The organism is Robbsia sp. KACC 23696, from assembly GCF_039852015.1.
Classification (GTDB): Bacteria; Pseudomonadota; Gammaproteobacteria; order Burkholderiales; family Burkholderiaceae; genus Robbsia.
The window spans coordinates 1192222-1209268 of the sequence record NZ_CP156626.1 but is presented as its reverse complement, the minus strand read 5'-3'; the positions used below and the strand labels follow the sequence as shown (position 1 = coordinate 1209268).

Sequence of the window (17047 nt, the reverse complement as noted above, 5' to 3'; positions counted from 1 at the left end):
ATATCAGGACGGACGGCCATCGAGGGCGTCGCGAGGTCGAGCCCTTTCTGGTCCTGCGGACTGGCGATCGTCGAGGGTAACGGGGACATGGAAGGGCACGGAAATCGCGGTATCGAATCGAAGAAGCAACCGGTGCAGTGTCGGCAATCGACATGACAGCGTCATGAAAAGAATCTACAAAGCAGGCACGATACTGTGCGCGTTTCGCACAGCAGCATCCCTTTTCGATACGGCGGCGCGATGAAGCATCACTATCCGAATATGGCCGAGTTGCTGGCATTCACCATATCTGCCAAGCACTTGAACTTCAGCCACGCCGCGCGGGAGCTGGGCCACACGCCCAGCGCCATCAGTCGGCAGATTGCGAATCTGGAATCGTTTTTCGGGGCCGATCTGTTCATTCGGAACGGCCGCCAATTGACGCTGACGCGATCGGGCGCCTTGTATCTTTCACGCGTCGCGGCGCCGTTGCGCGACATCGGCAATGCGTCGGTCGAGTTGCTTGCCGCGCGCGGCGAAGGCGAATTGCTGACGATCGCCAGTGTTCCGACCTTCACCAGCAAATGGCTCGCCCCGCGTCTGCCGGCATTTCTCGCGGCGGCGCCGGGCGTGACCTTGAGCTTCGCAAGGCATCTGGCGCACGGCGATGCCTTCGGTCAGGATCTGGATGCGGCCATTCGCTATGGCGACGGAAAATGGGAAGGGGTGATCAGCGAATACATCGATGGCCGACGATTCGTCGTGGTCTGTGCGCCCGATTTCCGCGATCGCTTCCGCCTGCGTCGCATCGAAGCCGTCATCGACGCGCCCCGTCTGATCCACAGCCAGGCCGAAAACGCCTGGGTCGACTGGGCGCGGCGCTACGGTCTGCACCGGATGCACGCGATGGCGGGGCCGCGTTTCGAGCAATACGCCATCCTGATCCAAGCCGCACAGGCAGGGCTTGGCTTGGCGCTAATTCCAGCCTTCCTGATCGCCGATAATCTGGCGGCGGGCTCCCTGGTCGAGCCATTCGATGCGGGCATCGACGTCGATGACGGACACTATCTGTGCTATTTGCCGGATCGCCTCGCGCTCCGGCCGGGGCTGCGACGCTTTCGAGATTGGCTGATCGGCGAGGCGCACGGAAATAGGTTATGACGGCATCGTCCACCACCAGTGATATATTTGATATATCTAGTGCGATTCCGTACCGCAGCAACACCCTCACGCCCTTACAGAACGGCCAACGCCGCCCCTGCCATGCCCGACGACATTACCGCCGCTCCGTCCGACATCGTCCCGCTGTCCGCGATCAATGCGACACGCCCGATCCTCGAACAGATCACGAATAAATGGTCGGTACTGATCTTGACCGTGCTGTGCACGGCGCCCTCCCGTTTCAACGCGATCAAGCGACGGTTGGATCCAATCACGCACAAAGCGTTGACGGAGGCGCTTCGACGACTCGAACGCAATGGTCTGGTCAACCGGCGGGTCATCGCTTCGTCGCCGGTAGCGGTCGAGTATTCCATCACGCCGCTGGGTCGCACGCTGCAGGGGCCGTTCGTTGCGTTGATCGCTTGGGCGGAAGTACACGGCGGCGGTATCGAGATCGCGCAACAGGCATTCGATGCGCGGGACACGGCGAGTTGATGCGAGGCAGTTTTCTTCGAATGGGATGGCTTCCGCGCATTTGACGCTAGCTGGATGGCTAGCAATGCATTGATACGGTCGATTGGATTTTTAGCGCTTGCCGGCGAGCCGGCATAGCGTGTGTTGGAATGCGACCGACGCCTGCGCCGAAACTTGCAGTGGTATGGTTTCTGCATTAGAAATGGGGGTCTCGTTCGCGCCGTCCGCGCCCTACCATCCGAATGCACCATGCAATTATTCTTTAGAACATTGCAGTCAGACAAAACGTTACGGCCGGTCGGCGCAGTCGCTAGTAACGTCGTCCGCCTTTTCGCCATTTCCCTATCCGGTGTGCTTGCTGCCCGCCTTCGTTCAAGCACAAAACGGCGTGGCTGGCGCCGCATGCTGGTCACGATTCTCTGGACAGGCTTCACGGTAACGGTCGGCGCTTGCGGCGGAGGGGGGAGCTCCAGTAACGACGATTCGAGCAGCGCGGGCGGCGCCAGTGCATCGAGTGCCGCCGCGGTGCCGGGCACCTTGAGCGCCAGTGTTGCCGGATCGCCTTGGCTGACGTATTACGGACGCGCATCGGCGATGGGTTCGCTGGCAACCGTCGCCGATACGTTTCATATCATCGACGTCGACCTCGACCCGGGTCTCGGCACCTTCACCAGCAGCAATGTCACGACGCTGAAGAACGGCGGCAAAAATCTGGTATTGAGTTATTTGAATATCGGTTCGTGCGAATCGTTCCGCACCTATTGGTCGACGGTTCCGTCAGGTTATGTGTCCTGCAGCGCGAATACCGCAGCGCAGCTGGGCAGCTATTCCGGTTTTTCAAATGAAACATGGATGAATCCGGCCAATGCCGATTACCAAAATCTGATCGTCAATTACGTGGCCCCGCAGTTGGTTGCGCAAGGCGCCGACGGTTTCTTTCTCGACAATATGGAAATTGTCGAACATGGTACGGCAACCAGCAATGGCCCATGCAATGCGGCATGCGCGCAAGGCGGTCTTGATCTCGTGCGCATGCTGCGCGCGAAATATCCTTCGCTCGTGATCGTAATGCAGAACGCCACCGGCAATGTGACGCGCCTTGGCACGACGGGCGGCGTGCCGTTTGCCAGCCTGCTCGACGGGATTACCCATGAATCCGTGTATGCCCCCTCCTACGACGCGACGGCGGAGGCGCAGCTGCTCGCGTGGCAGGGCATGCAACTGACGCCCAATGGCCATCCGCTATGGATCGCCACGCTGGATTACGTCGGCAGTTGCGCGCAAACGTCCGCCGCGCAAACCGATTACCAGCGTAGCCGCGCCAAAGGCTTCGTGCCCTATGCATCGGATAAAAGTTCGGGGCTGAATGTCGTGTGTTATTGGGGGTTTTGAAGCAGACGCCGTCGTCGACCGAACGGAAAGCGCATAAGCGCTTTCTTAATGCCGAGCCTTCATTGCCGGCACAATCCTATGCCGTTTGGTCTAATAGATTTTGTGATCCCGGACCGCTATAGTGAGGCATCGACAAACGTCGAAGAAAGCAACTTGGTTTCTTATTCTATTAGTACTCTATATGAATAGCCTTACCAAGGCGCATCAACGTGTATTTTGCAACCAGGCGCCATGATGAGCAACACGCGAACACGACAATCGGATCTGGGTATGCACCGGAAAGTGGATAGCCACGAACATCGCCTCCGACGGGTGGAAGATATTCTTCCAACCTTGGCCACGAAATCCGATCTCAACGAACTCGGCTTGATGACAAAAGCTGATATCAACGAGCTTAGGCTTGCGACGAAAGCCGATCTCAGCGAGTTCAGGCTTGCAACAAAGGCAGAGATCAATGAACTGAGACTTGCAACGCAAGCTGATATCAAGGAGCTCAGTCAGTCCACTAAGGCAGACATCAAGGAACTCAGTCAGTCTACCAAGGCAGACATCAACGAACTTAGTCAATCTACCAAAGCGGAGCTCAATGAGTTCAGTCACTCGACCAAAGCAGAGATCAATGAACTGAGGCTCTCAACAAAGGCGGAGTTCGTCGAACTGCGTCTATCGGTCGACGCAGGATTCGAGCGGGTTTTTAAGCAGATGCACAAAATGGACGCCAGCGCGAAGACGTGGATGTTGGGCACGATGATCGGCATATTCGTTGGCTTTGGCGGACTGTTCCTTGCAATGAATAACAACGGGAAGCGGGAATCCCTCGCTACGACATCTCAAGCGATTGCGCATCACGCGCCCGCGTTGGACGCGCCTTCATTCTCCTAGCCGTCATTGAAAGCGCGCGATAGGAAAGCGACGTGGACCGCCTCGATAGGAAACAATGTCCGCGGCCTACGTTTCGCGCAGACAAAAAAATACCGCCACGAGGGCGGTATTTTCACAAGCGCAAAGCTTGATTTATATGGCGGAGAGGGTGGGATTCGAACCCACGGTACGTTTGCACGTACGCCTGATTTCGAGTCAGGTACATTCGACCACTCTGCCACCTCTCCTGCTTACTACCTCTGCCGGTCGCGCCGCACTCCATCACTGGTAATGCCTTGCTGTTCCGTCAGCGCTTCGCGGGTCGAATCGCGAAGAAGGAAGAGTATAGGTGAGAGTTTGAACTTTGCCAAGCTTTTTTATCAGCGTCGGTCTCTCACCACGATTCAACGCGTTAAACGCTCGGGCGCAACACTTCCAAGCCGCCCATATACGGACGCAATACTTCCGGCACCGTCACGCTGCCATCGGCGTTTTGGTAGTTCTCCAACACCGCCACCAGCGTCCGGCCAACGGCGAGGCCAGAGCCGTTCAGCGTATGCACCAGCTCGACCTTCTTATCGGCGTTGCGGAAGCGCGCCTGCATCCGACGCGCCTGGAAGGCCTCGGTGTTCGAGCAGCTCGAAATCTCGCGATAGGTGTCCTGCGCCGGCAGCCACACTTCCAAATCGTAAGTCTTCGACGCGGAAAAGCCCATATCGCCGGTGCACAGCAAGACCACGCGATACGCCAGACCCAGCTTCTGCAGGATCGTCTCGGCATGCCCGACCATCTCGTCCAGCGCAGCGTACGACGTTGCCGGTTCGACGACCTGCACCATTTCAACCTTGTCGAACTGATGCTGGCGGATCATGCCGCGCGTATCGCGGCCATAGGCCCCTGCCTCCGAGCGGAAACAGGGCGAGTGCGCGGTCAACTTGATCGGCAGTTGCGCCAGATCGAGGATGCTCTCCCGCACCGTGTTCGTCAGCGTGATCTCCGACGTCGAAATCAGATACTGCGTCGTCTTGGTCTCGTCGCCGCCCTTCTGCACCTTAAACATATCGTCGGCGAACTTCGGCAACTGACCGGTGCCGCGCAGTACATCGTCGTTGACGATATAGGGCGTGTAGGCCTCTTCATAGCCGTGCGCGCCGGTGTGCGTGTTCAACATGAATTGCGCGAGCGCCCGATGCAAACGCGCGATCTGACCGCGCAGCACCGTGAACCGGGCCCCGGACAGCTTGGCGCCCGTCTCGAAATCGAGACCTAGCGGCGCGCCGATATCGACGTGGTCCTTTACCTTGAAGTCATAGCTGGGCACCGTGCCGACCCGGCGCACTTCCAGATTCTGCGACTCGTCCTTCCCCACCGGCACATCGGCCGCCGCCAGATTTGGAACGTCCATCAACAGCGCTTCCATCCGCGTACGGATCTCTTCGAGCTTCACTTCCGACGATTTCAGCTCGTCGCCGATACCGCCCATCTCTGCCATGAGCGCGTCGGTGTCTTCACCGTTGCGCTTCATGATGCCGATCTGCTTCGACGCCGTGTTGCGGCGCGCCTGCAGTTCTTCGGTGCGCGTCTGGATCGTGCGGCGCTCCGCCTCCACCGCGTTGAAAGCGGCCACGTCTAGCGTGTATCCGCGGTCGGCGAGGCGCTTGGCCACGCCGTCGATGTCTTTGCGAAGCTGTTGAATATCGAGCATGAGGCTGTCAGGGACGCGATTCGGTGATTCGGTTGCGATGCCGTCGTAGACATCGCGTAAGCGGCGATTTTACCGCAGCAGCGAAACCGAGGGCGTGACAACGCAAGGCAATACGCGGAAGTTTCGGCGCAAATGGCCCTAATCCGCCCCGCTGTCCGGCAGAAAACGCAGAAAACTCGCGCAGGAAACCCTATTTCCGAGTGGCTTCGGTGGCCAATTCGGCGAGCCAGCCGCGCAGTGTCGTCGTGGTCTGTTCCCGGACCATCCTTTTCACGGCGCCGACGCTGTCCGCGTTGAAATCGCTCCAGCCCATCAGATGCAAGGCCATCGGTCGCGCGACGTGGAACACCAACACCTGCCCGAACAACATCAACGACTTCATCCGCAGCGTCGGATTATCGGCAGGCAGGCCGCTCAAGCGAGACAGTAGCGCGGTCGCCGTGCGATTCACCGGGTGGCTGACCTTATTGCGCAGCACCTCGATGCCGTCCTCCGGCGCATGACCGCTTTGCACTCGCGCCATGAACAGATGGCGACTGCGGTAATCGGTCGCGTTCAGCAGATGCTCCGCCAGCACGTCGAGCAGATCGCAAAACAGCGCAATGGCTTCGTCGTCGCTCACGCCCGCCGCCAACTCGGTCTCGACCCGCGCCATGATCGGCTCATAGCGTTCGCGCGACGAACAGGCAATGTGGTCCGCGCAGGCCCGGTACACCCCGTCCTTGTTTTCGAAGTAATACTGCAACGCCGGCGGATTGACGCCGGCGCGCTGCGCGATCTCGCGTGTGGTTGCACCGTCAAAACCGCGCTCGCCGAATACATCGATCGCCGCCTGGATGATCCGCAAACGCGTCTCCTCCCCACGCGCATAGCCACCGCCAGGGGGATGCCGCAGCCGCTTGTCGTCCGTCGCGGAGTCCGTCGCAGCGGCCTGCGCCTCCCCCGACTCATCCACCTCGCGCGCGCGCGTCGCTGCCGCATCCAGGTCTGCGGATCTGGCAACGGAAGCGAACGCGGATGCCGCCGACGGGGCGGTTTTGAGCGCCGACGCGCGACGCGTCGATTTACGGGGAACAGTCGTGGCCACTCTGGGAATCGTCGTTTTGTGGGAGCAGTACGAATAATACCACTTGACACAATTCTTCCAAACGGAATAATTATGCCTATTGGAATAAATTTGGAGCCAAGCGTGGCGACAAGCACTACGCCGCAGACCAGCGGCGGTCCGAACGGACAACCCGCACCCGGTAGCAACAACGGGGCGACCCCGGCCGAGCCGAAGAACAACAAACGCCGGACGCGCGTACTGCTGGGCCTGGTGATCGTCGCCGTGGTCGTCGGCGTGGCGTGGGGCGCGCACTGGTGGTTGGTGGGACGTTTCATCGAATCTACCGACGATGCCTATTTGCGCGCGGACAGCGTGACGATCTCCCCGAAAGTCTCCGGCTATGTCCTGCAGTTGTACGTAGGCGACAACGTGTCGGTCAAAGCCGGCCAACCGTTGCTGAAACTCGACACCCGCCAATATCAAGCGTCGCTGGATCAGGCCAAGGCGACGATCGATGCGCGCCAAGCCGATATCGTGCGTGCGCAAGCCGACATCACGCAGCAGGAAGCGAGCATCGAACAAGCCAAGGCGCAGGCCGAGGCGTCACGGATCAATTACGATCACGCCGCGCGCGAATACGATCGCTATGCACCGCTCGCCGCCACCGGTGCCGAGACCAGCGAGCGCGTCTCCGATCTGCGCAATACGCGTGATCAGGCCCAGGCGACCTATCGCGCCAACCTCGCCGCCGTGAAGGCCGCCGATGCGCAGATCGCCTCGATCAAGGCACAGATCGTTCAGGCGAAGGCGCAGATGGAAGCCAGCCAGGCCAGCATGCGTGATTCCGCCGTCAATGTGGAAGACACGGTCGTGCGTAGCCCGATCGCCGGCCGCATCGGCGACCGTACCGTTCGGGTCGGCCAGTACCTGCAGCCCGGCACGAAGACGATGACGGTGGTGCCGACCGAGCAGGTCTATCTCGTCGCCAACTACAAAGAAACGCAGCTGGGCGCCATGCGCGTCGGGCAGCCGGCTAGCTTGCACGTCGATGCCATGCCGGGCGTCGATCTGCACGGCGTGGTGGACAGCTTCGCACCGGGCACCGGCTCCGAGTTCGCCTTGCTGCCACCGGAGAATGCCACCGGCAACTTCACGAAGATCGTGCAACGCGTGCCGGTCCGTATTCGTATCGATGCCGACGCACAAACGCGCAGCCTGCTATTGCCTGGCATGTCGGTGACGGTCGATATCGACACCAGCGTCACGCCGCAAGCGCAGCCTGCGCAACCGACGACGGCCGCCAGCGATACGACGGCGACCGACGCCACGGCCGCGTCGGCGAACGCATCGACGATGTCACCGACGGCTGCGTCCGGCTCGACTGCATCGGCCGCGTCGGGCACATCGGCCAGCGCGCCTTCGGGCGTGACGTCGGGCCCGACGTCCGCATCGTCGTCGGCAGCGAATCATGGCTGAGGCAGCCGGCGTGCGCCCCGCCGCACCGATCGACGACGACAACCGCCGCGCCAGCACGGCCGACTGGATTGCGGTGCTCGCCGGTGCGCTAGGCGCTTTGATGGCGACGCTCGACATCTCCATCACGAACTCGGCGCTGCCGCAGATTCAAGGGGAAGTTGGCGCTACCGGCACCGAAGGCACCTGGATCTCGACCGGTTATCTGATGTCCGAGATCGTGATGATTCCGCTGGCCGCGTGGCTCACGCGGGTCTTCGGCCTGCGTAATTTTCTGCTGGGTACCGCGGCGTTGTTCACGGTCTTCTCGATCCTCTGCGGCCTATCTCATAATTTGCCGCAGATCATCGGCGGTCGGATCGGCCAGGGATTTACCGGCGGCGCCTTGATTCCGACGGCGCAGACGATTATCCGGATGCGGCTGCCGAGAAAACAGATGCCGGTCGGGATGTCGATCTTCGGCCTGATCGTGCTGCTGGGTCCCTTGCTCGGACCGGTGGTGGGTGGCTGGCTCGCGGAAAACATCAATTGGGCCTGGTGCTTTTACATCAATATCCCTGTCTGCGCCGCGCTGCTGGTGTTGCTATGGGTCGGACTGCCGCCGGAAAAGCCGCAATGGGAGCGCTTCTTCAAAGCGGACTGGCTCGGCATCGTCGGGCTGTCGATCGGGCTCAGCTCGTTGACGGTCGTACTCGAGGAAGGCCAACGCAACCGGTGGTTCGAATCACAGATGATCACGACGCTGGCGATCGTCTCGGCAGTCGGCATGATCCTGATCGCCATCTCGCAATTCGTGGCGCGCGAACCAATGTTGCGGCTTTCGCTGTTCCGCAATCTGCGTTACGCCAGCGTGATCCTGATCGTCTTCGCCGTCGGCATGGGCCTGTATTGCGTGTCCTATTTGCTACCGCAGTTCCTGTCCGGGGTTGCCGGCTATAACGCCGAGCAATCGGGCGTCGTGCTGCTCATCTCAGGACTCCCCGCCTTCATGATCATGCCGGTATTGCCGCGCTTGCTCGGTGCCGTGGATGCGCGCTGGCTCGTCATTACCGGCTTGCTTCTCTTCGGCGGCAGTTGCCTGCTCGATACCGCGCTGACCGCACAGAGCGTCGGCCACGATTTCACGTACTCGCAATTGATGCGCGGATTCGGACAGATGCTGGCGATGATGCCGTTGAATCAAGCGTCGATGGCCGCCGTTTCCCGCGAGGAAGCCGGTGACGCATCGGGGATGTACAACATGGCGCGCAACCTCGGCGGCTCCGTGGGCCTCGCGCTGATCGGTATTTTCCTGGACCGTCACACCACGCTGCACGACAACGTCCTGCGCGAGGCGGTGACGAATAATTCGGTGCTGGCCAACGCCCGGATCGACGGCAGTGCCGCCAGCTTCATCGCGCAAGGCAGCGACCCGGCTTATGCCCACATGCAGGCGCTCGGTCAGTTTGCACAGCAGATTCATGTGCAGGCCACCGTGATGACCTATTCGGAAACGTTTTTCCTGCTGGCATTCGCACTGTTGATCTGCATCCCGCTCGCCCTCTTCCTCCGGTCGCCACGCGGCATGGGCGGATCCGCGTCGGGCGGCGGCCATTGATCATCGTGAAACGCAATTTTGATATGGGCAGCATGACTTCCACCCGCTCCTCCTCGCGCGTATCGGCCTTGACCGATACGACGCCGACGGCCTCGATGCCGCCATCGTCGCTCGCACATTACGCACAACACGCAACGCGCACACCTGCCGTGTCGCGCGCCGCGCGTTCGCCCCGCCCGTTTGCCGTCGCGCTGATCGCGATGTCGGCGGCCGCGACGCTCGGACTGACCGGCTGCACGGTCGGCCCGGACTACAAGGGGGCACCGAATGCGGCCCCCGATACCTTGAAAGCGAATACGTTCCGTCGCACGCCGGACCAGGGAATCGCGACCGCCCCCGGCGTTGCGCAATGGTGGACCACGCTGAACGATGCCGAACTAAACAGCCTGATCACGCGCGCCCTCGCCCAGAATCTGGACATCAAGGCAGCCGAAGCGCGCCTGCGTGCTTCTCGTGCCTCGCTGTCCAAGGAGCAGGCGAACGAGATGCCGAAGGTCAGCGGCAGCGGCACGGTGATCCGTGCGCGTCGCCCGGACTCGCTGAGTAATCTGCTCGGCGGCAGCGGCCCGATCCAGAATTTCTCGGCTTCGTTCCTCGCCAGTTGGGAAGTTGACCTGTTCGGCGGCACCCGCCGCGCGATAGAAGCCGCCCGTGCCGACGCCCAGGCGAGCGAAGCGAATGTGGCGGATGCCCACGTCTCGTTGGCGGCCGAAGTCGCCCAAGCCTATATCGATCTGCGTGCCCAGCAGCAGCGGATCGCGCTGTCGCAGCAATCGGCGGGCGCGGAGCAGAAGATACTCGAGCTGACCCAGCAACGTCGCGATCGCGGCACGGCCGGGGACGTCGATGTCGAACGCACGCGGACGCAAGTGGACACGACGCGCGCCTCGATCGCGCCGATCAGCGCCGACCTCGGCGAATCGCTCGATCGTCTGGCCGTGCTGTGCGGCATGGAACCCGGTGCCTTGGATGCGGAGCTGACAGCGTCGGCACCGTTGCCGGTGGTGCCGGCCGAAGTTGCCATCGGCGATCCGACGACGATGTTGCAGCGCCGCCCCGACATCCGTGCCGCCGAACGCAAGCTCGCGGAAACCACTGCGCAGATCGGGGAACAAAAGGCCGCGTTCTTTCCGAAACTGACGCTCTATGGCGATCTCGGGTTCAGCGCCACGCAGCCGGCGCATTTGTTCCGCAAGAGCAATGCCTCCTGGCTCGGGGTCCCGTACCTGTCCTGGAACATCCTCGATTTCGGACGCAACCTGGCGTCGGTCCATGCGGCAGAGGCCCAGCGCGACGCGGCGGAAGCGGACTATCGCAAGACGGTGCTGGAAGCCTTGCGCGATGCCGACACGGCCCTGTCGCGCTATGGCCATCAGCGCGAGAATGTCGTGCAGCTCATGGAAGTGCAGGCATCCGCGACGCGCTCGGCCGGCTTGGTCGAACAGCGCTATCGTGCCGGCACCGCCAGCATGATCGATTGGCTCGACGCGGAACGGACGCGCTTGTCCGCCGAGCGCGACACGATCTCGGGCCAGGCGCAACTGGTGCAGGATTTCGTCACGATCCAGAAAAGCCTGGGTCTGGGCTGGACCGACCATTAGACGGCGACCGGCGAACGCTCTACCATGTGCCGATAGTGCCGGACCGGCCGGCTATTGGAATTTCGATGGAAGATACCTCGCTCGATGCAATCGACCGCAAGCTGTTGGCGCGATTGCAGCAAGATGCCACCACGCCCGTCAATGAACTGGCGGAAGCGGTCAACCTGACCACCACGCCGTGTTGGCGCCGCGTGCAAAGGCTGGAAAAGGAGGGCTATATCCTGAAACGGGTGGCCCTCTTGAATGCGGCCAAGCTCGGCGTGGGCGTCACCGTCTTTGTGCAAGTCAAGACGAGCAACCATTCGAAGGAATGGTTCAACCACTTCAAAGCCGTCGTACAGGCCATCCCGGAAGTGGTGGAGTTTTATCGGATGAGCGGCGCCTACGACTACATGCTGCGCGTGATCGTGCCCGACATTGTCGGCTATGACCGCGTCTACCAGCGACTCATCGCCCAGATCCCCCTGGCCGACGTGACGGCGAGCTTCGCGATGGAACAATTGAAATACACCACCGAATTGCCGCTGCAAGGCGTCTGAGACAGACAAGTCGCGACCGACGACTTCTGGACACAGGCTTTCCCCTCCTTCGCTTTAACGCCCCGCTCGCCGGCGCCGCCATGCGCGCCACCGTATCGCCCCGCGCGATACTTCCCGTCAGCGCCATATTCTGGCGCACACACCCGTTACGGCAATGCGCCAAATCTGCCGGAAGTCTCGCCTAGCCGCTTCATGCTGTGCTTCTGAGCCGCTTACGAGATGGCGCTCATATATCTTAAACGCGCAATGGATATCTTTTTTTATTCGTTGCCGACGCTATTTTTGTGGGTCTTAATAACGCTTCCGAACGCCTCGCAAGACAGACTCGTAAGCTGCTCACGGAGACGATTATGCCCCTCGCAGAAACCGTGCTGGATCATCGCTCGAACGCCGCCCAGGCGACGCCCGACACAGACGATGTCGCGCCCCGACCGTTCGGCGCGAGCACGCCCGATACGTCGCTCAGCCGCGGCGACGATGCCTACATGCGCCTGCGCAACGACATCATTGCGTGCCGGCTGATGCCCTCGAGCACGATCACCGAGCCCGAGCTGATGCAGGCCTATGACATCGGCAAGAACAGCTGCCGGATCGCCTTGGTCCGCCTGGTGCACGAAGGTTTCGTGAAGTCGCTGCCGCGTCAGGGTTATCGCGTTGCCCCCATTACGCTGAAGGACGTGGAGGAAGTGTTCGCGATTCGCGAGGAGCTCGAACCGTTGGCGGCACGGCTGGCCGTCGGTCGGGTCGACATCGACCATCTGCGTCGTCTGGAAGCAGCGTGCCGCGTGAAACACCCGGTGCCCCTTCCGGAACAGATCGATGTCTTCCTCGATGCCAATAAGGAATTCCATCTGGCGATCGCGGCCGCCAGCGGCAATCAACGCCTGCTGAAGACGCTGGCCTCGCTGATGGACGAGATGTCCCGTCTGGTGGCGTTGGGTTTCGGCGTGCAGCAGACGAAGCCTGAAATCAAACACGATCACAATGCGATGATCGACGCCTTTATCGCAGGCGACGGCAAACGTGCCGAACTGATCGCGCGCCGCCATATCGAGACATTCCGTGCGATGACGATGGAAAAGGTCTACGCCAGCCTGTCGCAAGCCGGCGCCGTCGTGCCGACGCCGCGCGGCGCCCAACGGCGCGCCACGTCGTCCGCACCGGCCTTGTCGGACGTCGGCGCCACGCGCGAATTGGGGCCGGCCGGCAACGATGCGCCGGGCGTAAGCGAGGCGCGGGCATGAACCTCAGCGACGACGCTGTCACCGCACCGCATACCGTGCCACACGCACCCCACGCCGCGCCAGCCCTCGCGTTACGGGGCATCGGCAAACGCTATGGGGACAGCACGGTGCTGTCGGGTATCGATATGGATGTCGGAAGAGGCGAAATCGTGGCGCTGCTCGGCGCCTCCGGCTGCGGCAAGAGCACCTTGTTGAATATCGTCGCCGGACTGCTGGCACCGGACGGCGGCACGCTGGCCTACAACGGCACGCCGGCCGCACGCTTCGACGGTTGGCGCGAGATCGCCTATATGTTCCAGGACGATCGCCTCTTGCCCTGGCGCACCGCGCGCGACAACGTCGCGTTCGGCTTGGAGGCGCAGCGGCTCGACAAAGCGACACGACAGGCACGCGCGGACGCCGCGCTGGCGCTCGTCGGTCTGGCGCATGCAAGCGATGCTTATCCGCACGAGATGTCGGGCGGCATGCGCAGTCGCGCGGCGCTCGCACGCAGTCTGGTGGTGTCGCCGTCGATCCTGTTGATGGACGAGCCGTTCTCGAAACTCGATCCGCAGACCCGTGCGTCGATGCATCAGGAGGTGCTGCGCATCCAAGCGATGCAAGGCACGACGGTCCTGTTCGTCACGCACGACGTCGAGGAAGCGGTCGTCCTGGCAAATCGCATCGTCGTGCTGGCGCCGCATCCCGGTCGAATCAAGGCGATTCACGACAATACGCTGCCAGCACCGCGCGCGGCCACTTCACCGGCCGTGGCCGAAGCGATCCGCACATTGCGCCTGGAGATCTGAGCATGGCCCCGCCGCTTCCCACCACACCAGGAAACAGCGATTCGTTGTCCTCACCAACGGCTTCATCGTCGACCGTACTCGATGCGGCCGGGCATTCAGCCGAGCATTCGGCCGCCGAATCGAAAACATCGCGCCGACGCGCCCGGGCCGCGGCCCGCCGCAGCGGCAGTTGGCAGGGACTGGTCGCGCAAAGACTGGCGTTCGTCGCGCTGTTGCTCGGCATCTGGTGGTTCGCCTCGCTCCGAACGCCCTCCTTCGTGCTGCCGTCGCCCTTGCGTGTCGGCACCGCGATGATCGCGCTCTGGCATACCGACACCTTCGGCCACGATCTTGCCATCACCTTATATCGCGTCTGTTGCGGCTTCGTGCTGGCGACGGTGATCGGCACGCCGATCGGCATCGCCCTCGGCGCAAGTCGCGCACTGGCGCGCTTCTTCGAGCCGATTCTGGCCGTCACGAATACCGTGTCTTCGGCGATCTGGGCCATCTTCGCGATCATCTGGTTCGGCATCTCGAACGGCACGACGATCTTTGTCGTTTTCATGACCGCAATGCCCTTGATCCTGACCAATGTCTGGCAAGGCGCGCAAACGGTGCAAGCCGACTACGTCGAACTCGCCCGCAGTTTCCGGATGTCGCGAACGGCGATCCTCTGCAAGATCTATCTACCGTCGATCCTGCCCTATTTCTTCTCGGGCGCGCGCCTCGCTTTCGGTTTCGGCTGGCGCGTCTCGCTGGTCGCGGAAACGCTGGGGGCATCCGACGGCATCGGCTACCGCCTCAAACAGGCGGCGGATCTGGTGCAGACCGATCAGGTCTTCGCCTGGACCGTCACGCTGGTGGTCCTGATGCTGCTCCTCGAAAGCGGCATCCTGAAACCGCTCGAACGTTATCTGTTCCGCTGGAAAAAAGTGGCCTGAAACACGGCAGGCGTCTTTCGGCGCCCGCCGTCTTGAATAGCCGCATCGATCGGCAGCGGCATTGCCGGACGAACGCTACGCAGCACACGCTCATCTCTCTCACAAAAAGGTTATCGACATGCCATCGTTTCCGCCGCGCCGCCCTGGGCGCACCGCCCTCCTTTCCGTCTTCCAGCCCGGCCGTCGGGCAGCGCTGCTGGCCGGTGTCTGCGCCACCGCCTTGACGGTATTGACCGCGCCGCTGCAGGCGCAGGCGGCGCCGGTGCGCATCGGTTACTGGACCAGCGGCGTGAGCCTCGGGTTCGGCGCGGTGCTGGAAGCCAAGGGCTATCTGAAGGCGCATGGCGTCGATGCCACCTTCGTGCGCTTCTCCGACGTCAACGCCCCCACGCGCGCGCTGGCCGCCAATGCGATCGACCTGGCATTCGGTGCCGCCGCCGCGAGCGTCTTCGCCACCGCATCCGAAGGCGTGCCGGTGAAGATCTTCCTGGCGACGCAACCGGCGGATGTGCAATTCGTCGTACCGGAGGATTCGCCGATCAAGTCGCTGTCCGAGTTCAAGGGCAAAAAAGTCGGCATGTCGCCGGCGGGCAGTTCGGTCGCATCGATCGCCCAGGCGGTGCTGGCAGGCAACTATGGCATCCAGCCTAGCGATTTCTCCTTGGTGGGCGGCAATGAATCGCGCCTCGCGCAGTTCCTGGTGCAGAAACAGGTCGATGGCGCGGCGCTGCGTTCGGTGACCATCGCGCAATTGAAAGAACTGAAAGTGCGGCAGTTGGGCACCTTCGCCGGTGAGTGGCAGAAATACACGAAATCCGACGCGGTCCCCTACATCGGCGTCGGTGCGGTCCGAGGCGATCTGGTGCGCCAGCATCCCGACGACGTGGCGAAGATCATCGCCGCGATGCGCGACACCCTGACCTGGGGCGCCGCGCATCCGGACGAGGTCGCGCAGATTCTGGAGAAGACCGCCAACCTCCCGGCCGACGACGCCAAGGTCTATGCCGCGCAGTGGCGCAATATGAATCGCGCGGCGTTCGACCAGAGCGACATCGACACGTTGAAGCGCGAGGACGCGCTGTTCGTCAGCAGCGGCATTTTAAAGGGCAAGCTGCCTGACGACCTGTTCGTCACCGGCCCCTATCAGCAATCGAAATCGATCAAGGAGATCACGCAATGACCGCCCCCCAGCAAGACACGATGCGCGCACTGGTCCTGCCCGAACATGGTGATCTGGACAAACTGACCGTCCAGCCGATGGCCAAGCCGAGGGCGACCGACGGCCACGTGGTGATCCGCGTCAAGGCATCGTCCTTCAACTATCACGACGTGTTCACGGTGCAGGGCATGCCTGGCATCAAGGTGCCGTTCCCGGTCGTCATCGGCCTCGATATGGCGGGCGAGATCGTCGAACTGGGCAGCGATGTGCAAGGCTGGAAGGTGGGGCAGCGCGTGCTGGTTAATCCGTTGTATCCGGGCAAGGGCCTGATGGGCGAAATGCTCGATGGCGGCATGGCCGAATATTGTTTGGTGTCGGTGCCGCAATTGATCGCGATGCCGGATGGCGTCTCCTTCGAGGACGCGGCGTCGCTGCCGGTGGCCTACGGCACCGCGCACCGGATGCTGATCACGCACAACACCGTCAAGGCCGGCGACAAGGTGCTGGTGCTGGGTGCCAGCGGCGGCGTCGGAACCGCCTGCGTGATGCTGGCCAAGCAATTGGGCGCGGAAGTGATCGCCTGCGCCGGCAGCGATGAAAAGGCCGAAGCGCTGAAGGCCATGGGCGCCGATCATGTCGTCAATTATCGCAACACCGATTTCTCGAAATGGGCGATCGGTCAATACGGCAAGCCGCAACGTAGAAACAATGAAGGCGGCGTCGACGTGGTGATCAACTTCACCGGCGGCGACACCTGGGTGCCGTCGTTGAAGTGCATCAAGCGCGGCGGCACACTGTTGGTCTGCGGCGCCACCGCAGGCTATGACCCGAAGGAAGACCTGCGCTACATCTGGAGCTTCGAACTGAAGGTGATCGGATCGAACAGCTTCTACGAAGACAATCTGTCGGCGCTGATGGACATGATCGCCGCCGGGACGCTGAAGCCGGCGATCGATCGCGTGCTGCCGCTGGAAGAAGCGGCGGAAGGCCTGCGCCTGATCCGCGATCGCGAAGTCTTGGGCAAGGTCGTGATCGCGCCCTAACTGGTGCGCATCGGCCGCGTCATTCATGCGCCGCTGTGCGGCGATCCATCGATGCTCAGCACA

15 protein-coding genes and 1 tRNA gene are annotated in these 17047 nt (G+C 62.0%); 13 read left to right on the top strand and 3 right to left on the bottom strand.

Features of this window, described 5'->3' with window-relative positions:
• The first annotated feature begins 240 nt into the window (after positions 1-240).
• From ABEG21_RS04965 to ABEG21_RS04950, 4 genes are all read left to right on the top strand, one after another.
• Entirely contained in the window at positions 241-1140 is a 900-nt protein-coding gene (locus ABEG21_RS04965; RefSeq protein ID WP_347556145.1) for a LysR substrate-binding domain-containing protein, read from the top strand.
• Positions 1141-1242: 102 nt separating this feature from the next.
• Positions 1243-1635, top strand: a complete 393-nt coding sequence (locus ABEG21_RS04960; protein WP_347556144.1) for a helix-turn-helix domain-containing protein — start codon at positions 1243-1245, stop codon at positions 1633-1635.
• A gap of 381 nt (positions 1636-2016) precedes the next feature.
• Positions 2017-3006, top strand: coding sequence for an endo alpha-1,4 polygalactosaminidase (locus ABEG21_RS04955; RefSeq protein ID WP_347556143.1), 990 nt, complete (start codon positions 2017-2019; stop codon positions 3004-3006).
• 231 nt (positions 3007-3237) lie between these two features.
• Positions 3238-3888, top strand: a complete 651-nt coding sequence (locus ABEG21_RS04950; protein WP_347556142.1) for a hypothetical protein — start codon at positions 3238-3240, stop codon at positions 3886-3888.
• 137 nt (positions 3889-4025) lie between these two features.
• On the opposite strand, the gene ABEG21_RS04945 is transcribed toward ABEG21_RS04950, so the two are convergent.
• The 3 genes from ABEG21_RS04945 to ABEG21_RS04935 form a co-directional block, all read right to left on the bottom strand.
• Positions 4026-4115: transfer RNA gene (locus ABEG21_RS04945), tRNA-Ser, on the bottom strand.
• A gap of 164 nt (positions 4116-4279) precedes the next feature.
• Positions 4280-5572, bottom strand: coding sequence for a serine--tRNA ligase (serS, locus tag ABEG21_RS04940; protein WP_347556141.1), 1293 nt, complete (start codon positions 5570-5572; stop codon positions 4280-4282).
• Between the two features lie 190 nt (positions 5573-5762).
• Positions 5763-6659, bottom strand: coding sequence for a CerR family C-terminal domain-containing protein (locus tag ABEG21_RS04935; protein WP_347556140.1), 897 nt, complete (start codon positions 6657-6659; stop codon positions 5763-5765).
• Between the two features lie 102 nt (positions 6660-6761).
• On the opposite strand from ABEG21_RS04935, the gene ABEG21_RS04930 reads away from it, so the two are divergent.
• From ABEG21_RS04930 to ABEG21_RS04890, 9 genes are all read left to right on the top strand, one after another.
• Positions 6762-8096 carry an HlyD family secretion protein gene (locus tag ABEG21_RS04930; protein ID WP_347556139.1) on the top strand — a complete coding sequence of 445 codons (1335 nt, stop codon included), beginning with the start codon at positions 6762-6764 and terminating at the stop codon, positions 8094-8096.
• Positions 8089-9690, top strand: coding sequence for an MDR family MFS transporter (locus ABEG21_RS04925; RefSeq protein WP_347556138.1), 1602 nt, complete (start codon positions 8089-8091; stop codon positions 9688-9690). The genes ABEG21_RS04930 and ABEG21_RS04925 overlap by 8 nt, the downstream gene beginning before the upstream one ends.
• Before the next feature lie 200 nt (positions 9691-9890).
• Positions 9891-11291 (top strand): efflux transporter outer membrane subunit, encoded by a 1401-nt coding sequence (locus ABEG21_RS04920; RefSeq protein ID WP_347556630.1) that lies wholly within the window; start codon positions 9891-9893, stop codon positions 11289-11291.
• Positions 11292-11356: 65 nt separating this feature from the next.
• Positions 11357-11830, top strand: a complete 474-nt coding sequence (locus tag ABEG21_RS04915; RefSeq protein ID WP_347556137.1) for an Lrp/AsnC family transcriptional regulator — start codon at positions 11357-11359, stop codon at positions 11828-11830.
• Between the two features lie 350 nt (positions 11831-12180).
• Positions 12181-13074: a GntR family transcriptional regulator gene (locus ABEG21_RS04910; protein WP_347556136.1), complete on the top strand. Its 894-nt coding sequence runs from the start codon at positions 12181-12183 to the stop codon at positions 13072-13074.
• The gene (locus ABEG21_RS04905) at positions 13071-13862 is read left to right on the top strand and encodes an ABC transporter ATP-binding protein (RefSeq protein ID WP_347556135.1); all 792 of its coding nucleotides are present in this window, start codon (positions 13071-13073) and stop codon (positions 13860-13862) included. The genes ABEG21_RS04910 and ABEG21_RS04905 overlap by 4 nt, the downstream gene beginning before the upstream one ends.
• 2 nt (positions 13863-13864) lie before the next feature.
• Entirely contained in the window at positions 13865-14782 is a 918-nt protein-coding gene (locus tag ABEG21_RS04900; RefSeq protein WP_347556134.1) for an ABC transporter permease, read from the top strand.
• A gap of 118 nt (positions 14783-14900) precedes the next feature.
• Entirely contained in the window at positions 14901-15962 is a 1062-nt protein-coding gene (locus ABEG21_RS04895; protein ID WP_347556133.1) for an ABC transporter substrate-binding protein, read from the top strand.
• Positions 15963-15982: 20 nt separating this feature from the next.
• The gene (locus tag ABEG21_RS04890; protein WP_347556629.1) at positions 15983-16984 is read left to right on the top strand and encodes a zinc-binding dehydrogenase; all 1002 of its coding nucleotides are present in this window, start codon (positions 15983-15985) and stop codon (positions 16982-16984) included.
• Positions 16985-17047: the final 63 nt, after the last annotated feature.